The sequence below is a fragment of the Collinsella aerofaciens genome, from assembly GCF_018785265.1.
Lineage (GTDB): Bacteria > Actinomycetota > Coriobacteriia > Coriobacteriales > Coriobacteriaceae > Collinsella > Collinsella aerofaciens_AI.
Window position 1 is genome coordinate 32,739 of record NZ_WQPK01000044.1, and the last position, 20,969, is coordinate 53,707.

General features: G+C 66.7%; 21 protein-coding genes. 4 read left to right on the plus strand and 17 right to left on the minus strand.

The window, feature by feature from the left end:
• Positions 1-76 precede the first annotated feature (76 nt).
• From GPK42_RS07275 to GPK42_RS07285, 3 genes are read left to right on the plus strand one after another with little or no spacing between them, the layout of a single operon-like run.
• On the plus strand, positions 77-1,510 hold the full coding sequence (locus GPK42_RS07275; RefSeq protein ID WP_215694576.1) for an efflux RND transporter periplasmic adaptor subunit: 1,434 nt from the start codon (positions 77-79) through the stop codon (positions 1,508-1,510).
• A complete protein-coding gene (locus GPK42_RS07280) occupies positions 1,510-2,283 on the plus strand; it encodes an ABC transporter ATP-binding protein (protein ID WP_195363999.1) in 774 nt (257 codons plus the stop codon). Before GPK42_RS07275 ends, GPK42_RS07280 begins: the two co-directional genes overlap by 1 nt.
• Complete coding sequence (locus GPK42_RS07285) at positions 2,280-3,494, plus strand: ABC transporter permease (RefSeq protein ID WP_215694578.1); 1,215 nt, start codon at positions 2,280-2,282, stop codon at positions 3,492-3,494. Before GPK42_RS07280 ends, GPK42_RS07285 begins: the two co-directional genes overlap by 4 nt.
• Positions 3,495-3,705: 211 nt before the next feature.
• Here GPK42_RS07285 and cobK read toward each other — a convergent pair whose 3' ends face one another.
• Genes cobK through cobM form a run of 17 tightly spaced genes read right to left on the minus strand, consistent with a single transcriptional unit; the run spans position 3,706 to position 19,554 of the window.
• Complete coding sequence (cobK, locus tag GPK42_RS07290) at positions 3,706-4,479, minus strand: precorrin-6A reductase (protein ID WP_215694580.1); 774 nt, start codon at positions 4,477-4,479, stop codon at positions 3,706-3,708.
• Positions 4,476-5,117, minus strand: coding sequence for a precorrin-8X methylmutase (locus tag GPK42_RS07295; RefSeq protein ID WP_215694582.1), 642 nt, complete (start codon positions 5,115-5,117; stop codon positions 4,476-4,478). Before GPK42_RS07295 ends, cobK begins: the two co-directional genes overlap by 4 nt.
• Positions 5,118-5,633, minus strand: a complete 516-nt coding sequence (locus GPK42_RS07300) for a cob(I)yrinic acid a,c-diamide adenosyltransferase (RefSeq protein WP_215694584.1) — start codon at positions 5,631-5,633, stop codon at positions 5,118-5,120. It abuts the gene before it with no gap.
• Positions 5,630-7,129 (minus strand): cobyric acid synthase, encoded by a 1,500-nt coding sequence (locus GPK42_RS07305; RefSeq protein WP_338404346.1) that lies wholly within the window; start codon positions 7,127-7,129, stop codon positions 5,630-5,632. Before GPK42_RS07305 ends, GPK42_RS07300 begins: the two co-directional genes overlap by 4 nt.
• Positions 7,122-8,345: a pyridoxal phosphate-dependent aminotransferase gene (locus GPK42_RS07310; protein WP_215694588.1), complete on the minus strand. Its 1,224-nt coding sequence runs from the start codon at positions 8,343-8,345 to the stop codon at positions 7,122-7,124. The genes GPK42_RS07305 and GPK42_RS07310 overlap by 8 nt, the downstream gene beginning before the upstream one ends.
• Entirely contained in the window at positions 8,342-9,316 is a 975-nt protein-coding gene (gene cbiB, locus GPK42_RS07315; protein WP_215694621.1) for an adenosylcobinamide-phosphate synthase CbiB, read from the minus strand. Before cbiB ends, GPK42_RS07310 begins: the two co-directional genes overlap by 4 nt.
• Entirely contained in the window at positions 9,316-10,317 is a 1,002-nt protein-coding gene (locus tag GPK42_RS07320; protein WP_215694590.1) for a histidine phosphatase family protein, read from the minus strand. Before GPK42_RS07320 ends, cbiB begins: the two co-directional genes overlap by 1 nt.
• Positions 10,314-11,081 carry an adenosylcobinamide-GDP ribazoletransferase gene (locus GPK42_RS07325; protein ID WP_215694592.1) on the minus strand — a complete coding sequence of 256 codons (768 nt, stop codon included), beginning with the start codon at positions 11,079-11,081 and terminating at the stop codon, positions 10,314-10,316. The genes GPK42_RS07320 and GPK42_RS07325 overlap by 4 nt, the downstream gene beginning before the upstream one ends.
• Positions 11,078-11,620 carry a bifunctional adenosylcobinamide kinase/adenosylcobinamide-phosphate guanylyltransferase gene (locus GPK42_RS07330; RefSeq protein WP_215694594.1) on the minus strand — a complete coding sequence of 181 codons (543 nt, stop codon included), beginning with the start codon at positions 11,618-11,620 and terminating at the stop codon, positions 11,078-11,080. Before GPK42_RS07330 ends, GPK42_RS07325 begins: the two co-directional genes overlap by 4 nt.
• Before the next feature lie 2 nt (positions 11,621-11,622).
• Positions 11,623-12,765 carry a nicotinate-nucleotide--dimethylbenzimidazole phosphoribosyltransferase gene (cobT, locus tag GPK42_RS07335; protein ID WP_215694596.1) on the minus strand — a complete coding sequence of 381 codons (1,143 nt, stop codon included), beginning with the start codon at positions 12,763-12,765 and terminating at the stop codon, positions 11,623-11,625.
• Positions 12,758-14,140: a cobyrinic acid a,c-diamide synthase CobB gene (locus GPK42_RS07340; protein ID WP_338404347.1), complete on the minus strand. Its 1,383-nt coding sequence runs from the start codon at positions 14,138-14,140 to the stop codon at positions 12,758-12,760. Before GPK42_RS07340 ends, cobT begins: the two co-directional genes overlap by 8 nt.
• Positions 14,137-15,486: a precorrin-6y C5,15-methyltransferase (decarboxylating) subunit CbiE gene (gene cbiE, locus GPK42_RS07345; protein WP_195240339.1), complete on the minus strand. Its 1,350-nt coding sequence runs from the start codon at positions 15,484-15,486 to the stop codon at positions 14,137-14,139. Before cbiE ends, GPK42_RS07340 begins: the two co-directional genes overlap by 4 nt.
• Entirely contained in the window at positions 15,474-16,217 is a 744-nt protein-coding gene (gene cobJ / locus GPK42_RS07350; RefSeq protein WP_215694598.1) for a precorrin-3B C(17)-methyltransferase, read from the minus strand. Before cobJ ends, cbiE begins: the two co-directional genes overlap by 13 nt.
• Positions 16,217-17,308, minus strand: coding sequence for a cobalt-precorrin 5A hydrolase (locus tag GPK42_RS07355; protein WP_252200194.1), 1,092 nt, complete (start codon positions 17,306-17,308; stop codon positions 16,217-16,219). The genes cobJ and GPK42_RS07355 overlap by 1 nt, the downstream gene beginning before the upstream one ends.
• A gap of 42 nt (positions 17,309-17,350) precedes the next feature.
• A complete protein-coding gene (locus GPK42_RS07360; RefSeq protein WP_215694603.1) occupies positions 17,351-17,584 on the minus strand; it encodes an SAM-dependent methyltransferase in 234 nt (77 codons plus the stop codon).
• Positions 17,577-18,761 (minus strand): cobalt-precorrin-5B (C(1))-methyltransferase CbiD, encoded by a 1,185-nt coding sequence (gene cbiD / locus GPK42_RS07365; protein WP_215694605.1) that lies wholly within the window; start codon positions 18,759-18,761, stop codon positions 17,577-17,579. The genes GPK42_RS07360 and cbiD overlap by 8 nt, the downstream gene beginning before the upstream one ends.
• Position 18,762: 1 nt before the next feature.
• Positions 18,763-19,554, minus strand: coding sequence for a precorrin-4 C(11)-methyltransferase (cobM, locus tag GPK42_RS07370; RefSeq protein WP_195361483.1), 792 nt, complete (start codon positions 19,552-19,554; stop codon positions 18,763-18,765).
• Positions 19,555-20,012: 458 nt separating this feature from the next.
• Between cobM and GPK42_RS07375 the strand changes: the two genes are divergently transcribed.
• Complete coding sequence (locus GPK42_RS07375; protein WP_035138221.1) at positions 20,013-20,939, plus strand: sirohydrochlorin cobaltochelatase; 927 nt, start codon at positions 20,013-20,015, stop codon at positions 20,937-20,939.
• The last annotated feature ends 30 nt before the right edge of the window (positions 20,940-20,969 follow it).

The following is a 20,969-nucleotide window of genomic DNA, read 5'->3' on the forward strand; positions in this document are numbered from 1 at the left end:
AAGAAACCGTTCTATGCGCCCACCCCAACCGGTGGGCGCATATAATTATCGAGGTTCTTTCTATAAAGGAGACGCTATGCCGAATGTCCCCACCATCACCCAGGGCCCGGATGATACCGAGCACACGACCGAAGGTGCCACCGAAACGATTCCTCTGATTACAAACGTACATGCCGATAAGCAGAACGGACGCGCGAACGATGCGGCCGAGATTTCCGATGAAGAGGCATACGCCAAGCTCAAGGCAAAACGTGCCGAACGTCGGCGCAAAAAGCTGATTCGACGCGGTATTGCCGCCGGCGTCGTGGGTGCCATCGCGCTCATTGCCATTGTCGCAACGCTGGTTATCAATGCGCAGCCACAGGGCGCTAGCGAGCCTGTGACCGACATGGTGACCGAGGGCACGTTTACCACAACGGTCGAGGCGAAAGGCCAGCTCAAACCCATTTCGTCCTCAGTGGTCTCCCCTTCTGTCGACGGCACGGTCGATTCTATCAACGTGCAGGCAGGCCAATCCGTTAACGAGGGCGACGTGCTTATGACCATTAAAAACGACGAGCTCGATCGCAACGTTGCCGAGGCGCAGCGTGCAGTTGCAGCCGCCCAGGAAGACCTCACCAACGCGCAGAAAGCCGCCGCTGCCGCGCAGGCCACCCCAACGACGGACGTCGATGGAGCTTCCGCAGCGGCTGGCGTCTCAGCCGCATCAGTGGACACGAACGCCGTATCGGCCGCGCAGCGCAGCCTCGCATCGGCCCAGGCAAACCTCGATCAGGCGAACGCCAAGGCCGCCAGCCGTACGGTCACGGCCCCGAGCTCGGGCAGCATCGTGGAGCTCAACGCCAAGGTGGGCGCCACGGTAACAGGCGGCATGATCATGGGCGAAAGCGATACGAGCGGCGGCAAGCAGTGCATGCAGATCGCCGACCTATCCAAGATGAAGGTGACCGTGCAGGTGGGCGAAAAGGACATCGCCAAGATCGCCGTTGGGCAGAGCGCCAACGTCACGTATCCCGCGTTTCCCGATATCGTGAGCCAGGGAACGGTCACGGCCATCGCCTCGGTGGCAAACTCCGATTCCAACTATGGCAGCAGCAGCGTAACCTTTAACGTCGACATCCTCATCGAGGCGCCCGACGCGCGCCTGAAGCCGGGCATGACGGCCGAGGTATCGGTGGTGACCGAGCAGCTCGACGACGTGGTGATGGTGCCGACGATGGCGCTCATGACCGAAGACGGCGAACACTATTACGTCAACGTGGCGACTGATGACGAGGGCAAGCAAACCCGTCGCATGAAGGTGACCGTCGTGACGCAAAACAACAACGAAGCCGTAGTCGGCAAGACACAGGTCAAGCGCGACGACCAGGGCAACGAGATCAACCCCAACGTGCCGGTTACCAAGCTGCGCGATGGCGACACCCTCGTCATGGACACCGGAGCGGACGCAACGGCTGACGGCGGCTACGGTGCGGATTCGGGCAGTATGTCTGCCGACGAGGGCATGTAATGCGTCCCGTTATCGACATCCGCAACGTGCACCGCATCTTTGAGAGCGAGGCGGGGTGCGCCCACATCCTGCACAACGTGAGCCTGGCGGTAAATCCCGGCGAATTCGTCGCTATCACCGGCCCCTCGGGCTCGGGCAAGTCGACGCTCATGAACATCCTAGGCTGTCTGGATAAGCCGACGGCGGGCGACTACTACCTGCAAGGGCTCAACGTGGCCGAGCTCGATGATGAGGAGCTCACCGAAGTTCGCGCCCTGAGCATTGGCTTTGTCTTTCAGAGCTTCAACCTGCTGCCGCGCCTGTCGGTTATCGAAAATGTGATGCTGCCGCTGGCCTACACCAATGTGCCCCGTAGCCAGCGCGAAATGCGCGCCGTGCACGCGCTGCAGGCTGTCACGCTGCCCGTCGACCACTGGGACCACCGCATATCCGAGCTCTCGGGCGGCCAGATGCAGCGCGTCGCAATCGCGCGCGCCCTCGTCAATGACCCGCCCATCATTCTGGCCGACGAGCCGACGGGAAACCTGGACTCCGCTACCGGAGCGCTTGTGATGGAAACCTTCCATAAGCTCCAGAAGCGCGGCAAAACCATCGTGCTTATCACACACGACCCCGGCATCGCCGCCGAGGCCGACCGTGCCGTGACCATCCGCGACGGTCGCATTCACGATGGCGCGTATATTCCACATGCACCGCGGACCCTGCGCAGCGCCGTGGATAGCCTGCCCAGGATTTCCGCCTCCGCCAACCCGCCGAAAGGAGAGATGGCATGAGCGCCCGCGATCTCATCCAGGAAGCCCTTCACTCGCTCGAGGCCAACAAGGGGCGCAGCCTGCTCACCATCCTGGGCATCGTCATTGGCATAGCCTCGGTCATCGCCATGACCTCGCTCATCGGCGGCATCCAAAACAGCCTGGTCAACAGCCTAGGCCTCAATGCGGCTCGTATGGTTCAGATCTATTCGTCGCAAGAACTCACCGATTCTGACGTTCAGAAACTTCAAAAACTGGTGCCGCAGATAGAGCAGATCGGCATTGTCGACAGCGCTTATACCGAGTACAAGACCGGCGATAAAAGCTATACCGTCATGGCACAGGGTGTCGATAGCGACATGCTCGACGCCGTGGGGGCCAGCAAGCTCGTTGCGGGGCGTACCTATTCCCAGGCCGAGTCTCAATCAGGCTCGCGCGTGGCGCTCATCAGTCGCGGCGGAGCCGATCAGCTTTACGGCAACGAACAGGATGCGCTGGGGAAAACCATCAAGGTGTCCAACGGCGAGGTGCAGATTGTAGGCGTGATTGATGGCGGCAGCGACTCCATGGGCTCGCTCACGCTGTATATGCCACGCGAAACCATCTCCGGGCTATTTGGCGACGAAAATCCTTCATTCCCCAGCGTGACGGCACTTGCCGCCGAGGGCACGGACATGGATGAGCTCTGCAAGACCATCGAGTCCAAGGTGCGCGCGATGAAGGGCATCGCGGAGGATGATGAGAACGACAGTGTATCGGCGACATCCATGAAAAGCGCCATCGATGCGCTCAACTCCTTTATGGGCGCGTTCTCGCTCATCATGGGTGCTGTCGCCAGCATCTCGCTGCTTGTCGGCGGCATCGGCATTATGAACATGATGCTCACCAACGTAACGGAGCGCATCCGCGAGATCGGTATCCGCCGTGCCCTGGGCGCCAGTCGTCGCGATATCACCGCTCAGTTTTTGGCCGAGTCCTCGGCGCTGTGCGTCACTGGCGGCATTCTGGGCGTCGTGATTGGCTATCTGCTGGCCTGGGGGCTCACGTTCTTTGCCGCAAGCTCGGGCATCATGAGCGAGTTTGGAGCCACCGGGACGATCACGCCAAGCTTCTCCATTACGACCGTGTTGATCGCGTTTGCCGTATCGGTCGGCATCGGCGTAATCTTTGGCTTCTACCCCGCTCGACGCGCCGCAAAGCTCGACCCGGTGGAGTGCCTACGCTACCAGTAAGCCACCACCAACAAGTTGCGGTGAATTAGGGACTGAATATGCTATCAAGCAGCAAAAACAGACACTATTTCACCGCAACTTATTGAAGGGCTGCTTGCGCCAGTTCCGGGCGTCGTCCTCGAGCTATTGGCGGATGACGGGCTTGTACGGGTCGAGCTTGCTCGGGGCGCTCCTCTTCGCGGGCGGGAGGGCGCGCAGGCGCGGCGAGCGCCTAGCGCGCGAACTCCCGTAAGAGCGCGTCTTCCACTTCCATAAGCGAAAGGGCCCCGCCTCCCTCGGCGGGACGGGCGACCACGATACAGCGCGCTCCCACGTCGCGCGCGGAGGCGATCTTCTCGGCCGTGCCGCCTACGGTTCCCGAGTCCTTGGTCACAAGCCACTGGGCGCCCACCTGCCGAAGCATCGCATCGTTGAGCTCGCGGGTGAAGGGCCCCTGCATGCCGATGATGTGCGATGGCGAAAACCCCGCGTCGATGCACTTCGTTATAGCACCGGGCAGCGGGAGCACACGCACGAAGAAGCGCTCCGCGTAATCGGCGACGCGCGTGTAGGGAGCAAGCTCCTTGCTCCCCGTCGTGAGAAGCGCGCGACCCGGGTTCTCGGAGAGAAAGCGCGCCGCGCAGGCGATCGACGTGACCGAGACGACGCCTTTGGGCAGCGCCTCGACCGGGCGCGCAAGGCGCAGGCATCGTGCACCCACGGCGAGCGAAGCGGCTCGGATGTTGCCGCTTGCGACCGTAGCGAAGGGGTGCGTGGCGTCGACGACGATGCGCGCGCCGGAAAGCTCGCGCTCCATGTCGGCCTCGTCGAGCCTGCCTGCATGTACCTCGATGCCCGGAAGCTCGCCCAAAAGCTCGCCTCCGTACTCGGTTGCCGCGTAAGCACGGGCGGGGATGCCCGCCCCGCTCGCCCATTCGCACAGAAGGCGGCCCTCGGTGGTGCCGGCGAAGATGCGCAGCGCCGGCGCGGATGCGGGCGCCGTCACTTCGGGCCGCCTGGGCGCGTGATCTGGTAGAGCAGCGCGTTCATAATGGCGGCCGCCACGGTCGAGCCGCCCTTGCGACCCCTCGCGACGATGGCCGGCACGCGTCGCGCGAGTAGCTCCTCTTTCGCCTCGACCACGTTCACAAACCCGACCGGCACCCCAACGACGAGCGCGGGCGCGATCTTCCCCGCGTCCATGAGCTCGGCGAGGCGCAGAAGTGCTGTGGGAGCGTTACCGACGGCCACGATGAGCGGACCCTCGATGCCGCAAGCTTTGTCCATGCTCGCAACGGCGCGAGTCGTGCCCGCGGCGCGCGCAGCCGCGGCGACATCAGGGTCGGCCATGTAGCACACGGTCTTGCAGCCGAGCTTCGCGAGCGCGGGCTTGCTTATGCCTGCGAGCGCCATGTTCGTGTCGGTGAGCACCGTGGCCCCTGCGCGCAGTGCGTCGAGCGCACAGTGCGCGGCGTCATGGGTGAACACGAGGGAATCGGCGTACGAGAAGTCAGCAGTGGTGTGGATGACGCGCTTCACGACGGGCTCTTCGAGCGGCGGGAACGTGCGGCCGCCGAGCTCTTCGGTGATGATCTCAAAGCTGCGCCGCTCGATGTCGCCGGGCGCCATCTCCTTGGAATCCATCTAGTACTCCACTCCTTCCCTTGCACATATCCCCTGCTCGTAGGGGTGTTTTTCGCACCGCATCTCGGTTATGTAGTCGGCCTTCTCCACGATCTTGCGGGAAGGCGCGCGCCCGGTGAGCGCTACTTCGACGCCGCGCGCGGACATATCGAGCGCGCGGTCCACGAGCGCCTCGTCGACAAGCCCCTTCGAAAGCGCGTCGAGCGCCTCGTCGAGCACGAGCAGCCCCTCCTGCGCGCCCTCGAGCTCGGCGAGCGCGGAAGCGAGGTTCCCATCGTGCAGCTCGCGCGTCGCGGCAAGTTCTTCCGACGTCATGGACCAGGTAAACTTGTCCGACGCCTTCCCCGCGAACACGGACACGCCGAAATGCTCGGCGAGCAGGCGCACCTCCCCGCTTTCGCCGTCTTTCAGGAACTGCACGACGACGACGCGGCGGCCTGCGGCGAGCATGCGAAGGGCGAGGCCCATCGCCGCCGTGGTCTTGCCTTTGCCGTCGCCATGATACACGTGGATCATACGCCCTCCTCGATAATGCGGTAGACATACTCCATGTCGAGCGCCCCGCGCACGGAGTCGGTCAGGCGGTCGAACTCGCGCGCACGGTGATCGGCCGCGGACGCCGCGCCCGCAGCACCCACGACGCTCTCGGGCAGGCCACGCATGCGCGCGAGCGAGCGCGCGAGGGCGAGCGCCACCCCCGGTTCGTCGAACAGGCCGTGGAGATAGGTTCCAAACACGTTTCCGCAGGCCGCGCCTTCTGGTTTGCCGCCAATCGTGCCCGCAGGGGCGCAGGAGACGATCGTTTCGCCGTCGTGGATCTCGTACCCGCGAGCCGTCATGCCGTTCCACACCGAGAACGCGCCTTGGGCGCCTGTGATGCGCAGCTCCGACTGGGCGAGGCGCTTTTCCTCCCTGAACACCGTACTTGCAGGGATGAGCCCGAGCCCGCGCGCGGTGCCAGCGCCTTCCCTGCCGTGCGGGTCGGAAAGCTCGTCACCCAAAAGCTGGTAGCCTCCGCATATGCCGAGCACCGGCGTGCCCGCACCCGAAAGCGCGCGTACACAGGCTCCGATGCCGGTAGCCGCAAGCCAGCGCGCGTCGTCGAGCGTGGTCTTCGAGCCGGGGAGCACCACCAGGTCGGGTCGGCCCAGATCGGTCGTCGAGGAAACGTAGCGCACGCCTACGCCGGGCACGCGCGAAAGCGGGTCGAAGTCGGTGAAGTTCGACAGATGCGGAAGGCGCACGACGGCGACGTCGATGACACCGCGCGCCTCGCGGGCAGATAGGCGCGGTGCGAGCGAGTCCTCGTCGTCCAGGTCGAGCGTAAGATACGGCACGACCCCCACGACGGGAACCCCGCACATCTTCTCGAGCGGGTCCAAACCCGGGCGCAGGATTTCCACATCGCCGCGGAACTTGTTCACCACAAGCCCCCGCAAAAGCGCACGATCCTCGGGCGCAAAGAGCGCGACCGTGCCGTAGAGCTGGGCAAACACCCCGCCTGGGTCGATGTCGCCCGCGAGCAGCACGGGGGAGGACACGGCGCGCGCGAGCCCCATGTTGACGATGTCGTTTTCGGCAAGGTTGATTTCGACGGGGCTGCCGGCGCCCTCGATGACGATGACGTCGTTTTCCTCCGCGAGCGAATCGAACGCCTCCAAAATCTGCGGCATGAGCGCCTTCTTTCGCGCGAAGTAGTCCCTCGCAGCGAAGGCTCCCTGCGCCTTGCCGGCCACGATGAGCTGGCTTCGGTGGTCGCTTTCGGGCTTGAGCAGGATGGGGTTCATGCGCACGTCGGGCGCGATGCCGCACGCCTCGGCCTGCATGATCTGGGCGCGCCCCATCTCGAGCCCGTCGGCCGTGACACCGCTGTTGAGCGCCATGTTCTGGCTCTTGAAGGGAGCCACGCGCAGGCCGTCCTGCGCAAGCACGCGGCACAGCCCCGCCGCAAGCAGGCTCTTCCCCGCGTTCGACATGGTGCCCTGGATCATGATGGGCTTCGCCCTACCCACGGGTATCGACCCCCTTCGCCGAGCCTCGGCCATCCGCGCCCGCCATCGCGCCGCTACAAGAAGCGCCGCCCCGTTCGTCGGGTTCACCTTCGCCCGATGCGCCTTCCGCCCGAAGCGCGCGGCTGAACGCCATCGCAAGCCGGGCGTTCTCCTTGCGCGTGCGCACCGCGACGCGGCACCAGAAACGGGACAGTACCGAAAACGAGTCGCACGTGCGGACCAAAACCCCCTGATTATACAGACGCTCGGGGATGTCTTTCGCCGGCGTGCGGACTAAAAGGAAGTTCGCATCCGACGGCACGACGGAAAGCCCGAGCGAGGAGAGCTCGTGGGAAAGCCACGCTCGCTCGCCCGCCAGTACATCGCGCGTGCGCGAGACGTATTCGACGTCTTCCAGGGCGGCGATGCCCGCGGCCTCGGCGACCGAGGAGACGGGCCACGCCTGCCCCGCCCGGCGAATCCCCTCGATGAGTTTGGCGTTTCCGCTGATCAGATATCCCAACCGCAACCCCGCCATTCCGTAGAGCTTTGTGAACGCGGAGAGCACGGCCACATGGCGCGAACACGCGGCGCGTGCGGCCACGCTCCTTTCGCGGGCGTCGGGCGCAAATCCGAGGAAGCACTCGTCCACGACGAGCAGCGCTCCCACCTGCTCGCAGCGGCAAACCGCGGCATCGATCACGCGGGGGTCGACGAGGCGCCCCGTCGGGTTGTTCGGATTGCAGAGGTACGCCACGTCTCCCGGCCCCTCGATCGCGCGGGCGAAGGAGGCGGGCACGTCGAAGTCGTCCGCTTCGGAGAGCGGGAACTCCTGCACGCATGCGCCGTAGTACGATGCCGCCTCCGCATATTCAGAGAACGTCGGCGCGCACACGACGATGCGTTTCGGGCGTACCGCCGCGGCGAGCCGCCAGATGATGTCGGACGCGCCCGCGCCGCAGACGATAGTATCTTCGGGAATGCCCTGGGCGCGCCCTAGGGCGCGAACGAGTGCGAGGCTTTCCCTATCGGGGTAGGCGTCGATTCGAGAAAGCGCCTTGCAAGCTGCGGCGACGGCGCGCGGCGAGGGGCCTGCCGGATTCACGTTCACCGAGAAGTCAATGAGGTCGGAGGCGCCCCCTTCGCAAGCGATGCCGAGCGATTGCGAGCTGCCCCCATGCGTACGGGCGCGCAGGATTCCCCCGGCAGCCTGGGGCGCGGCGTGGTCTTCCCTCATGCCATCGCCCCCACGGCGAGCACGACCGCCGCGCACGCGGCGCCGAAGACGACGAGCGCGCATACGGACGCGGCGAGCATGAGCCTTGTCGCCCGTGCGATGTCGCCCCACTCGATTTCGCGGGACGCGTCGCCTATCGTCGGTTTCTCAACGAGCTTGCCGAAATACACCGCAGGTCCTGCCAGGCGCAGCCCGAGCGCGCCCGCGCACGCTGACTCGGTCTGCGCCGAGTTGGGGCTCGCATGGCGACGCCTGTCGCGGCGCCAGATGCGCGCCGCCCCGCGCGCGTCAAGCCCGACGATCGGGCACACGGCGATCATGAGCAGGGCCGATAAGCGCGAGGGAATCCAGTTCACCGCATCGTCGAGGTGCGCCGAGGCGCAGCCGAAGTCGATGTAGCGCTCGTTTTTGTAGCCCACCATGCTGTCGAGCGTGTTCACTGCCTTGTACGCCATGCCCAAGGGCGCACCCCCGATCATAAGATAAAAAAGCGGCGCGATGACGCCGTCGCTCGCGTTCTCCGCCACCGTTTCCACGGCGGCGCGCGCAACGCCCTGCTCGTCGAGAACAGACGTGTCGCGTCCCACGATGAGCCCGACGGCTTCGCGCGCCGCGACAAGGCCGCCCTTCGAGAACGCGCGGGCCACGGCCAGGCTCTGGCGGCGCAGCTCGCATGCCGCGAGAATCTGATAGCTCGCCCATGCCTCGGCCACAAAGCGCAAGCCGGGGTGAACCATGCCGCAAAGATGCAGGATTCCCCAGGTCAAAAGCCAACACGCAAGCGGAAGCGCCACGGCGAGCACAAGCCCTGCGGCGCGCGTGCCCGCGGACGTTTGCGGGAATGTGCCCCGCAGGCGATCTTCGGCCCACGTGATCGCGCGCCCCATGGCGACGACGGGATGGGGAAGCCAGCGCGGGTCGCCGAAGGCAAGGTCGGCCGCGAACCCGGCGGCGACGGCAAGAATCGTCATCACCGGGCATCGCCCCCCGAAGCGGGGCGAACGTCGCGAAGGCAGCGCCCATTCCAGGTGGCGGCCCATGCGCCGCCCGGCTCGGTATGCACGTCAAAGTATTCCATTTTCGGGACAGCTAGCTCGGAGAGCAGCGCTTTCACGGTACCCGCGTGAACGACGAAGACGGCGCGCCCACTCCCCTGGGCGCGCTCCGATTCGCACGCCTCCCGAAACGCCGCGACGACGCGGCGGGTGAAATCGCTCTTGCCCTCGCCATGCGGGCAGCGCGTCTCGCACCAGGAGTCTACCCAGGCGCGGTAGCGCGCATCCTCTTTAAGCTCGGCGGCGCTTCGCCCCTCGAAGTCGCCGAAATCCATCTCGCGCAGACCGGGGCACGCCATAAGCTCCGCCTTCGGGAAGAGGATGCGCGCCGTCTGGTCGGTGCGGGCCATGCCGCTCGTGATAACACGGAACACGTCACGATCGCAAGCGAGGTCGTGCAAAGCGCGCTCGCCCGCGCTCGACAGGGGCTCGTCGGTGCCCGCCCCGCTGTAGCGATGGTCTTCCGTGCCCGCCGTGGCACCATGGCGCACGAAGACGACTTCCAAAGGCGCGGGCGCGCCCTGCGTACCTCGAGGCGCATCGGCAAGGTTTCCTTTGATGACCTGGGGAATCCCGCACGTCATGTGCACGACGACGTCGGCGCGCGCAGCGAGCGCGCATCCTAGGCGCCCCGCGCGCTCGCGCCATTGGGCGTCTTCCGCACGCATGGGGACGACCCCCGAGCCGACCAAGGGCAGAATCACTGCGTCGAAGCCGATCAGCCGCTCGAGCGCCCGGTCAGCGTCGAGCGCGCGTACGAGTTCCTCAGCACGGTACGCGACACGGCCGGCAAAAGCCGCGGGCACGCCGCCCTCAGCAAGCTGCGCCGCGTCGACGAAATCGTCCGCCGCGAACCCGAGCCTTTCGCGCACGAAGGTCCTCTTCCCCGAATGCGCGCCACCTACCACGAGAATCATAGGAGCATGCCCCCCGCCACCAGCATGGCAAGCATCGCGAGCTCGGCCCATTGCAGAAACCATCCGGCCAAATCACCCGTCACCCCGCCGAAGCGGGACAGGGCAACATGGCGGTACCACGCGAGCGCCAAAAGCCCCGCCACCGCCATAAGGGCGCCGACGGCCTGAGCGCACGCGACCATCCCTGCAGCCGAAGCCGCAGCGAAAGCGCAAAGCGGCACGACGATCGCCGCGCGCCTCTTCGCAGGCGAGAGCCCCACGGCCATGCCGTCCGCCCGCGCGGCAGGCCAGCATTCTACGGCGAGCCCCGAAAGCGCGCGGGAGAACACGAGCGAGCACAGAAGCGCGAGGAACGCCCCCGCCGTAAGCGGCAGCGCGGTGAACAGGGAAAACTGCAGAATAAGGTACACGACAACACCAATGACCCCGAAGGCGCCCGCCCGCGGGTCGTGCATGATCTCGAGCTTTCGCTCGCGCGGGGCCCAACTTGCAAGCGCATCGGAGGTGTCGCAGAGCCCGTCTAGGTGGATGCCTCCCGTCACCGCCACAGGCAACGCCACGAGCACGGCCGCGACGATGGTCGCGGGCGCGCCGAGCAGGTTCGCCATGTGCCCCCACGCCGTCATGAGGAAGCCTTCCGCAACGCCCACCAGGGGAAACGCGGCAAGCGCATGGGTTGATCCGAAATCGGTCCAGGCCGATTTCGGGACGGGGATGCGCGAGAACGTTCCGAACGCCGCGCCGATTGCCTCTGCTATCTTCACCTTGTAGGTCCTTCGCCTTTCATCCACACGGGAATCCCGCATACCACTTCGACTGCGCGGTCGGCCAGCGCCGCCACGCCCGCGTTCACGCGCGCGAGCGCGCGCCTCCATCCCTCGGTCCCCTCATCGTAGCGCATCCCATCGGCGAACACGTCGACGGAGACCACCACCGTATACGCAGCGGCCTGAGTGAGTCGTTCGATGCCTCCGAGCACCTCGCGCGCCACAGCGTCGGGGTCACGTGGGGACAAGCCGCCTTCCGCGAAGAGCTCGTTCGCAACCAGGTTGCCCACGTCCTCCAAAAGAAGCGTGCAGCCGCGCGGAAGCCCGGGCACTGCGGCGCCCACGTCACGCGTGCGCTCGAGGGTGGAAAACCCCTTGCCCTCGCGCATCGCCCGATGGCGCGCGATACGGCGGGTGCCCTCTTCCCCGAAGGGCTCCATCGTTGCCAGGTACACGCGGGGGCCGTCGTGCCCGAGGCACAGGGACTCGGCATAGGCGCTCTTGCCGCTCGCGGCGGCGCCGATAACGAACGTCACCGTCATTTCCCGGCCTCGAAATGCTCGTAAGCAGCCATGCCAGTCGCCGTGAACGTCTTCCCATCCCGGTACACGCGCAGCGCCGAATCCAGAAGGGGCAGATACGCCATGGCGCCCGCGCCCTCGCCCAAGTGCATGCCTGCGTCGAGGGGTGCCTTTATGCCGAGCTCGCGAAGGAGCTCCTGGCTTGCGGGTTCGCTAGATGCGTGGGTGCCCACGAGGTAGCCCAAGGCGTTGGGGCACAGGCGCACCGCGCACAGGGCCGCCGTGCAGGATATGACCCCGTCGAGGAGCGCCGGCGCCTTCGAGGCCGCGGCCCCCAGGTAGAAGCCACACATCGCCGCGATGTCGAAGCCGCCCACCTTCGAGAGCACGTCGATCGGGTCGGCGGGATCGGGCGAGTTCGCGTCGATAGCGCGCTCGACCACGTCGCGCTTGCGCGCGAGCGAGGTGTCCGAGAGCCCCGCGCCGCGCCCGACGAGGCTCCGCGCGTCCGCTCGGATGAGCACTGCGGCCACCGCCGCCGAGGTGGTCGTGTTGCCGATGCCCATCTCGCCCGCGGCGAGAAGGCGCACGCCGGCGCGGGCAAGCCCGCACGCGACGGCGATTCCGACCTCGATCGCGCGCACGGCCCCATCGCGAGACATGGCGGAGCCGTGCGCGATGTTGCCGCTCCCCCGCCGCACGTTCGCGCGCACCATGCGAGCGTCTTCTATGCCCCGGGCCATACCCACGTCGACGGGCACGACCTCGGCACCCGCGAACGCCGCCATGCGGCAGGCGCTCGTGGCCCCCTCGCACATGTTGCGCGCGACGGCTCGCGTCACGTCTTGCCCGCTTTGCGACACGCCCTCGGCAACGACCCCGTTGTCGGAGAAGAATACCGCGAGCGCACGGGGAAACTCGGCCACCTCGGCGCTCCCCTGAGCTGCGGCGATACGCGCGACGGCGTCTTCAAAGTCGCCCAATCCCCCCAAAGGATGCGCGATGGAATCCCACGCGGCGTACGCGGCGGCGCGGGCACACTCATCTGCGGGCGCGATCCGGGAGAGCGCGGCTTCGAGCACGGCGCCCGGCGCCGACGAGAACGCGCGCTCGACTTCCTCGCGGATGCAGGCAAGCGCGGTTTCGCTTGCTTCAGCCATGCCGTCTCCTCTCTGCGAACGACGCTGTGGCAGACGCGAACGCGCGCGCAACGTCGGGGTTCGCAGGATAGTACACATGCGGGAAGCCCGCAACCAGGGCCGGGGTGGTCGTCATGCACGGCCAGCCCTTGTCGCGCCGGGGCTTCTGCGCCCAGAAGTCGCCGCCCGGGCAGGTGGACTGCCAGTAGTGGAACTCGTGCGCGCGGATGCGTGTGCCGCGCGGCCCGTAGAGCCCGTAGCGTTGGGAAGTGAGCTCCACGTACCCGAAATGGGACAGCCTTCCCCCGTTCTCGCTTGCGCCCTCAAGGGCGCCCGCAACAGGCCAGCGCCGCCCCTCGCTATCGGAGATTTCGCGCTGCAGGTACAGAAACCCACCGCATTCGGCAACCGTCGGCATGCCGGATTCCACCGCACGCCGCACCGCCTCGCGCATCGGCGCGTTCTCGGAGAGCTGCCGCGCATGGAGCTCCGGGTAGCCGCCTCCCAGATAGAGGGCGCTTGTCCCCCGGGGCAACTCGCTATCACACAGGGGGCTGAAAAAGGCCAGCTCGCAACCCAGGTCCTCGAGCGCGCGCAGGTTCTCCTCGTAGTAGAACGAGAACGCCTCGTCACGTGCGACGGCGACGATGGGCCGCGCTCCCGCGATCGGCTCCAACCGGTAAGGTTCCTCGCGGATATCGGGTGCCGTCGCCGCTATTTCGAGCAAGCGGTCGACGTCGACGCTCTTTTCCACCAGCTCGGACATCTTGTCGATGCGCGCGGAGAGCTGCTCGACCTCGTCGGCGGTCACAAGCCCCAAATGCCGGCTTTCGAGCGAGAACGCATCGTCGGCGGGGATATTCCCCAAAACCGCGACACCCGTGTGCTTCTCGATCGCAGGCTTCGCGTAGGCGCAGGCAGCGGCGCTCGTCTTGTTCAGCACGACGCCGCGCACGTTCGCACAAGGCAGGAACTCGGCGATGCCGCGGATTACGGCGGCGAGCGATAAAGACGCCCCGCGCCCGTTCACCACTAAAACGACCGGCGTTTCCGTGTCGCACGCAACCTGGTAGCTGCTCGCATCGGCCACGCCGGGCGCCATGCCGTCGTAGAAGCCCATGGCCCCCTCGAGCACCGCGACATCCGCGCCCGCAGCGCCGCGTGCGAGCAGGGCGCGCAGCGTCGGGGCGTCGGTGAAGAAGCCGTCTAAGTTGCCCGAGCGCGCACCCACGACGCGGCGATGAAAGAGCGGGTCAATGTAGTCGGGGCCGCATTTGAAGGCCGCGCATGCGAGGCCGCGGCGCGCAAGCGCGCGCAGGAGCGCGCACGTAACGACCGTCTTGCCGCTCCCGCTCGAGGGCGCAGCGACCATGAAGCGAGGGATGGTCGTGCTCACCGGGCGCCGCCTTCCCCACCTGCACCACGCGCGCTGACGAGGAACACGGGGTTTTGCGCCTTCATAAGATGGTGCGAGCCTACAGCCTCGGCGCGGGCGGCCGACACCTGGCACGCCTCGAACCCCTTAAAGCGCGAACCCGAGAGGAGCGCGCACGCCTCGGTGAGCGTCTCAACGGTGACGCATGGCACGCACAGGCGAACCTGCGAGTTCTTCTCGAGCGCCGCCTCCACGATGGAGGGAAGCTCGCCCGCGCTCCCGCCGACGAACACGGCGTCGGGGACGGGCAGTTTCGCGAGCGCTTCGGGGGCGACACCGGGGATCGCATGCACGTTGCCGCACCCGAATGCATCCGCGTTCTCTCGGATGAGCCGCACGCCGGCCGCGTTGCGCTCGACCGCCCATACCGACCCCGTTCGCGCGACGAGCGCCGCCTCAATCGACACGCTCCCCGTGCCGGCGCCGACGTCCCACACGGTGTCGGTCGCGGTAAGGCGCAGCTTCGCGAGCGCGACGGCGCGCACCTCCTGCTTGGTCATGGGAACGTCGCCGCGGATGAAAAGCTCGTCGGGAATGCCCGAGGAAGCGTACGGCCAGCGGGAGCTCGCGGCGCGGGATGCGCCCGCAAAGTCCGCCGCGGAAGAAGCCGCCGCGGGCGCGGACGCGCCGGCCGGCGCCTCGGAGGCTGCGCTAGAGCCCACAGGCGACCCGGCGCCGCCTGCGAACTCGATAAGCATCACGTTCAAGTCGTCGAACGTCTGACCTGCGATTTCACTTGCGGTCGCGCAGGTGATGCGCTCGTTGGGGTACGACAGGCGCTCGGCCACCGTCACGCGCGCGTCCCCGAAGCCCGCCTGCACAAGCTCGCCCGAAAGCCGCGAGGGGTCGTCCCCGCCCGACGTGGCGAGGAAGAGCTCGCCTGAGCGCTCGGCCTCGGCCACGATGTCGCACGCCACGCCGTGAGCGCTCGCGAAGCGCCAATCCTGCCATGGACGCGCGAGGCGCGCGGCGAGATACGACGCTGAGCTTATGCCGGGAATGATGCGCACGTCCACCTGCGCGTCGCCGGAGAGCGCCTCCACCAGGCGGCGCGCGCCGCTGAACAGCCCCACATCGCCCGTCATCACGACCACGGCGCGCTGCCACGACGCCGCATCGGTGAGCGCGGCGACGATGTCCGCCGTCTTCACGAGCTCGCATCTCACCACGTCGGGCGGCACGTCGATGCCGGCAAGCGCGCGATGAGCGCCGATGACCACGTCGGCGATGTCGATCGCGTCGAGCGCCGCGCGCGAGAGCAAGTCGGGGTTTCCGGGCCCCGCCCCGATGATCGTTACCTTTCGCATGGAATCTCCCGATACCCGCGCGGCGTGACCATACGGCCGCCTACGAGCTTCGTGTCCGCGTTGCCGACGAACACGGTGGTGAACATGTCGGCGTCGATCTCCCCCAGCTCGGAGAGCCTGCACATGCCCGACTGCTGCCCCTCGCGCCCGATGTTACGTACCCAGCCGCAGAGCGTGTCGGGGGCCTTCCATTCGAGCATAATCTTCGCCGCGCGTGAGAGCCTGTCGGCGCGCTTTCTGCTGCGCGGGTTGTACAAACAGATGCAGAAGTCGGCGCTCGCCACGGCGGCGAGCCTGCGCTCGATGACCTCCCATGGCGTGAGCAGGTCGGAGAGCGACACGACCGCGAAGTCGTGGGCAAGCGGGGCGCCGAGTACCGCCGACCCGCTCTGAGCCGCGGTGGCCCCGGCGATAACTTCCACGTCTACATCGGGGTAGTCCTCCGCAAGCTCCAGCACGGGGCTCGCCATGCCGTACACGCCCGCGTCGCCGCTGCACACGAGCGCCACGGCTTCTCCACTCTGCGCGCGCGAAAGCGCAAGGCGGCACCGTTCGACCTCGTGCATCATCGGCGTCGCGAGATGCGCCGCGTCGGCCACGGCGGCGAGCGCGAGCTCCACGTATTTCGTGTAACCCACAACGACGTCGGACGCCTCGAGCGCACGCCGAGCCGCAATCGTCATGCCGTCGGGGCCGCCCGGGCCGATTCCCACCACGAAGAGCTTTCCCATCACCGCTCCTTAAACGAAAGTTTAATAGTTACCTTGGAAAACGCGACGGTCACGCCGCCGTGAGCGAGCTTCGGGAAGATAAGTTTGCCCCCCTCCGCGAGCGCTGCCCGCTCGCACACGTTGTCGACCCCCACCGTCGCGCGCACGAAATCAGATGGCGAAACGCTGCCTTCGACCTGCGACAACTCCTCTGCGGAATACGTCGCAAGCGGGATATTGCGCGCGCAGCAGAAGGCGAGCAGACCCTCCTCGTGCGCCTTCACGTCGATCGTCGCCGCCTCGCGCACGGCCGAAGGCGAGATGCCCGCCTGCCCGCACGCGAGAAGAAACGCCTCCCCAATCGCTTCGGCGCACGCACCGCGACGGCACCCTATGCCCGCAACGATACAGGGCACGACAAGGCGAAGCGGCTCGGGCGCAGGCGCCTGCGCCCGCATGCCCGCCGGCATCCCCGTCTCACCGGCGGGCACGACCTCGTCCGTTGTCTCCGCCGCGCGAACGGACGCGCCTGCATTCGCGCCAGCGAACGGCGACACGACGATATCGGCCCGAGCGCGGTCGGACGCAATGTCAACCCCCTCAGGCGGCTGTCCCGAAATAGGCATGTCGGAATAGAGCGCCACGCGCCCGCCCGAAAGCAGCCGCGCCGACACTCGCTTGATGGCCTCGGGATTCGAAACGGCGAGCCCCGCACAGCGCGCCCACGTATCCACCGCCCACACGCCGCGGACGTCGGTCGCCGTGGTGATGACGGGGATGGCCCCTACCGCGCGGGCCACAGTTTGCGCAAGCTCGTTCGCACCGCCCAAATGCCCCGACAAAAGCGGGACGGCAAAGCGCCCCGCCTCGTCGATCGCCACAACCGCGGGATCGGTTGCCTTCGAGGCGACATGCGGCGCGATCGCCCGCACGGCGATGCCCGCCGCGCCCACGAACAGAAGCGCGTCCGACGCTTCCCACGCGAGCGCCGTCCATGCGCGCAGGTCGGCCTTCCCCTCGCCGAACCCGCGCGAAACGGAAACGTCCCAGCCGGGGTCATCTTCACCTGCCTGCGCGCAATCGGAAAGCGCGCGTGCGGTGCGCTCCGCCAACGCATACCCCCTCTCAGTGAACGCTATGCAGGAAACCCTCATCTAGCGCACCACCATCGTCGAGAAGTAGCTGCCCCGATCGAGCACATCGTCGAGCGAGCGGTACACGCGCTCGCCCGGAAGCCCACAGTCCTCTACAAGCTCGGCACCGTCGAAGGCGCCCTCCTCGCGAAGAATGCGCTTCGTGTCCGCAAGCGAGCGGCGCGCCTTCATGACCACCTTCGTCCCCGGCCAGCCGATTGCGCGGCCCACCTCATACAGCACGCCTTTACTCATACGTCGCCCCCAATACCCCGATAACTGCATCGGCGCCCGACGTGCGGAAAAGCTCGCGGCGCTCGGCGTCGAACACGACCGCGGCGATATCGCATGCGCCCGCCGCGCGGCGGCGCAACCTGTCATCGATTGCCGCAGCGAGCGAGGCGCGCGCAGCGTCCCCCACGCCGGCGGCCTCGATTACCTCGAGCGCCGCCGTGGTCGTGACCGACGACATGATCTCACGCACGGTCTTCGCGCCCGCGCCGGCCATGGCCGCGTGGGCGGCCAGAATCTCCGCGCGGCAGTCGGCGGTACGCGAATGGGTGTCCATGATGCCGCCCGCGACCTTCACCAACTTGCCGATGTGTCCCACAAGAAGGACATTGGTGAATCCCTCGCGAACGCAGCAATCAATCGCATCGCCCACAAAGTTGGAGATGAAGACCACCGGCGCACCGTTTAAGTGGAAATGCCCCGAGATGAACTGCGCGCCGTAGTTGCCGGGCGTGAGCACGACTCCGCGCCGCCCCATAGCCGCATGCTGCCGGATCTCGAGCTCGATGCTGTCGCGCAAGGCAGCGAGGCTGCGTGGCTCGACGATGCCCGTCGTGCCCAGGATGGAGATGCCGCCCTCTATCCCCAGGTGCGGGTTGAAGGTCTTTTCGGCAAGGGCGACACCCTCGGGTACCGAAATCGTCACAGCAATTTTTCCAGAGAGGCCGTGCGCGGCGCACACCTCGCGCACCACCGAAGTGATCATCGCGCGCGGCGTCGCGTTGATGGCGGCCGCCCCCACCGGCTGCTCGAGCCCGGGCAACGTCACGCGCCCCACGCCCACGCCGCCATCGACGGAAACTTCCGATTCGTGCGCGGGTACGTCCTTGCTGCCCGCAGCGCCCGTGCCCGACCCCGCATGTTCCACGCGCGCGTACACGAGCACGCCGTCGGTCACATCGGCATCGTCGCCTGCGTCCTTTCGCACGGCACACTGGGCGCACCCCTCGCCGATGCATGCGTCGACCACGTTCGCCTCGACGGGCAGCCCGCCGGGGGTGACGATCGACACGAGGCCGACGGGCTTTCGTGACAAGAGCATCTCGCAGGCCGCCTTCGCCGCGAGCGCGGCGCAGCTCCCCGTGGTGTAGCCGCAGCGCAGGCGGGTCGTCCCGGTATATATGTAGTGCTCGAAGGCCACGCTAGCTGCTCGCCTTCCGATACCCCGTGGAAAACGAAGGGTCGTAAAGCTTGCTGCGCTCGTACGACTCCGCTTGCGCGCCGTTGTGTGCAAGCCTGCCGCGAGCTCCGAGCACGCGGCCCACCACCACGAGCGCCGTGCGGTCGATGCCCTCTCGCGCGCCCGCATCGGCGAGCGTGCCCACTGTGCATCGCACCACGCGCTCCTCAGGCCAGGTCGCCTTGTACACGAGCGCCGCCGGCTCATCGGAGCTGCGGCCCGCGGCCAAAAGCTCGGCGGAAAGCTCGGCGAGCATACCCGAGCTCAGGAAGATGACCATAGTCGAGCCGCTTTCCGCCATGGTGCGCATGCCCTCGCCCGCGGGCATGGGGGTGCGCCCGGAAAGCCGCGTGATCACGACCGACTGGCTGATTCCCGGCAGCGTATATTCCTGGCGAAGCGCCGCCGCGGCACCGCAAAAGCTCGACACGCCGGGCACCACCTCGTAGTCCACGCCGCGCGCGTCGAGCGCGTCCATCTGCTCCTGGATGGCGCCGTACAGGCACGGGTCGCCCGTGTGCAGGCGCACCACTTCCTCGCCCCGCGCATCTGCCGCGCACATCACGTCGAGCACTTCCTCCAAGGTCATGTGCGCGCTGTCGTAGACGATGCAGGATTCCTTGCACTCGGCGAGCAGCTCGGGGTTCACAAGGCTCCCCGCCCAAACGACCACGTCGGCCGCGCGCAAAAGGCGCGCCCCGCGCAGCGTGATAAGGTCGGCGGCGCCCGAGCCAGCGCCAACGATATGAATCATCCGAGCCTTCCCTTCCCGTTTCTCATCGCAACCGTTTACGCTGCCATTCGCGCAGCGGCCAAAACACGGCGCCCGCAGCGGCAATCGGCGCAAATACGCAGGCAGGAGGCGCAATGCCGCCCGCCCTGGCTTTGACACGTTCAAAAGTGCCCACTATCATAGTAAAAGATTCGGCAACGAGCATATGACAATCGGATAAAAGGAAATGACCGGCGCGGCGCCCGCACAGCCCGCGCTGGCTTGCGGAGGGAACCAGGTGGGAATCCTGGGCAAGGGACATTACTGTATAGGACGCACGGGCGAACCGCCTCGCGCCCCAAGCCAGACTGCTTCGCCTTTTCCTCACGGCATCGCCGTGGCGTTAGCTCCTTGTGAACCCCGAGGGGTGCGCTTTTCTTTCGCTTGTGCCGACAAGCAACTGTCGCCGGGGGACCGGCAAACCGAGGAAAGGAAAAACCATGTCCGACCAGATGTCACGCCGCGGCTTCATGGGCGCCGCAGCAACCGGAGCCTTCGCGCTCGCCGGAGTCGCGCTCGCGGGCTGCTCCAGCACCTCCGCGAGTTCCGAGAAATCGAGCGAAAAGGAGAAGGCCGTGAAGCCGGTCATCCTCGTCACGAGCTTCGGCACGAGCTACAACGACTCGCGCCACATCACCATCGGCGCCATCGAAGACGCTATCCGCGAGAAGTACTGGCAGGACTACGACATCCGCCGCGCCTTCACCGCGCAGATCATCATCGACAAGCTGAAGAAGCGCGACGGCATCACGATCGACAACATGACCGAGGCGCTCGACCGCTGCGTGGAAGACGGCGTGAAGGAAATCGTCGTGCAGCCGACGCATCTCATGGCTGGCCTGGAATACGCCGACGTGAAAGACGAGCTCGACAAGTACGCCGACAAGTTCGACAAGATCTCGCTCGGCGACCCGCTGCTCACCTCCGACGACGACTACAAGAAGGTGGCCGCCGCCATTAAGGAGAACATGGCGTCCTTCGACGACGGCAAGACGGCGCTGTGCCTCATGGGCCACGGCACCGAAGCCGATTCCAACGCCGACTATGCCAAGATGCAGGAAGTGTTCAAGAACGAGGGCTTGACGCAGTTCTTCGTCGGCACCGTCGAGGCTGAACCGACCTGCGAGGATGTTATCGCCGCCGCGAGCGCCGCAGGGTACAAGAAGGCCGTGCTCGCGCCGTTCATGGTGGTCGCGGGCGACCACGCGAACAACGACATGGCAGACGAGACCGACCCCGACAGCTGGGCTGCGAAGTTCGTGGCCGCCGGCTTCGAAGTGACGTGCCTGCTCCAGGGTCTGGGACAGAACGCCGCGGTCGACGACATCTACGTCTCACACGTGGACGACGCCATCGCCAAGCTGTAAACTCGCCGCGCACGGGGGCGCCGGTCGCGT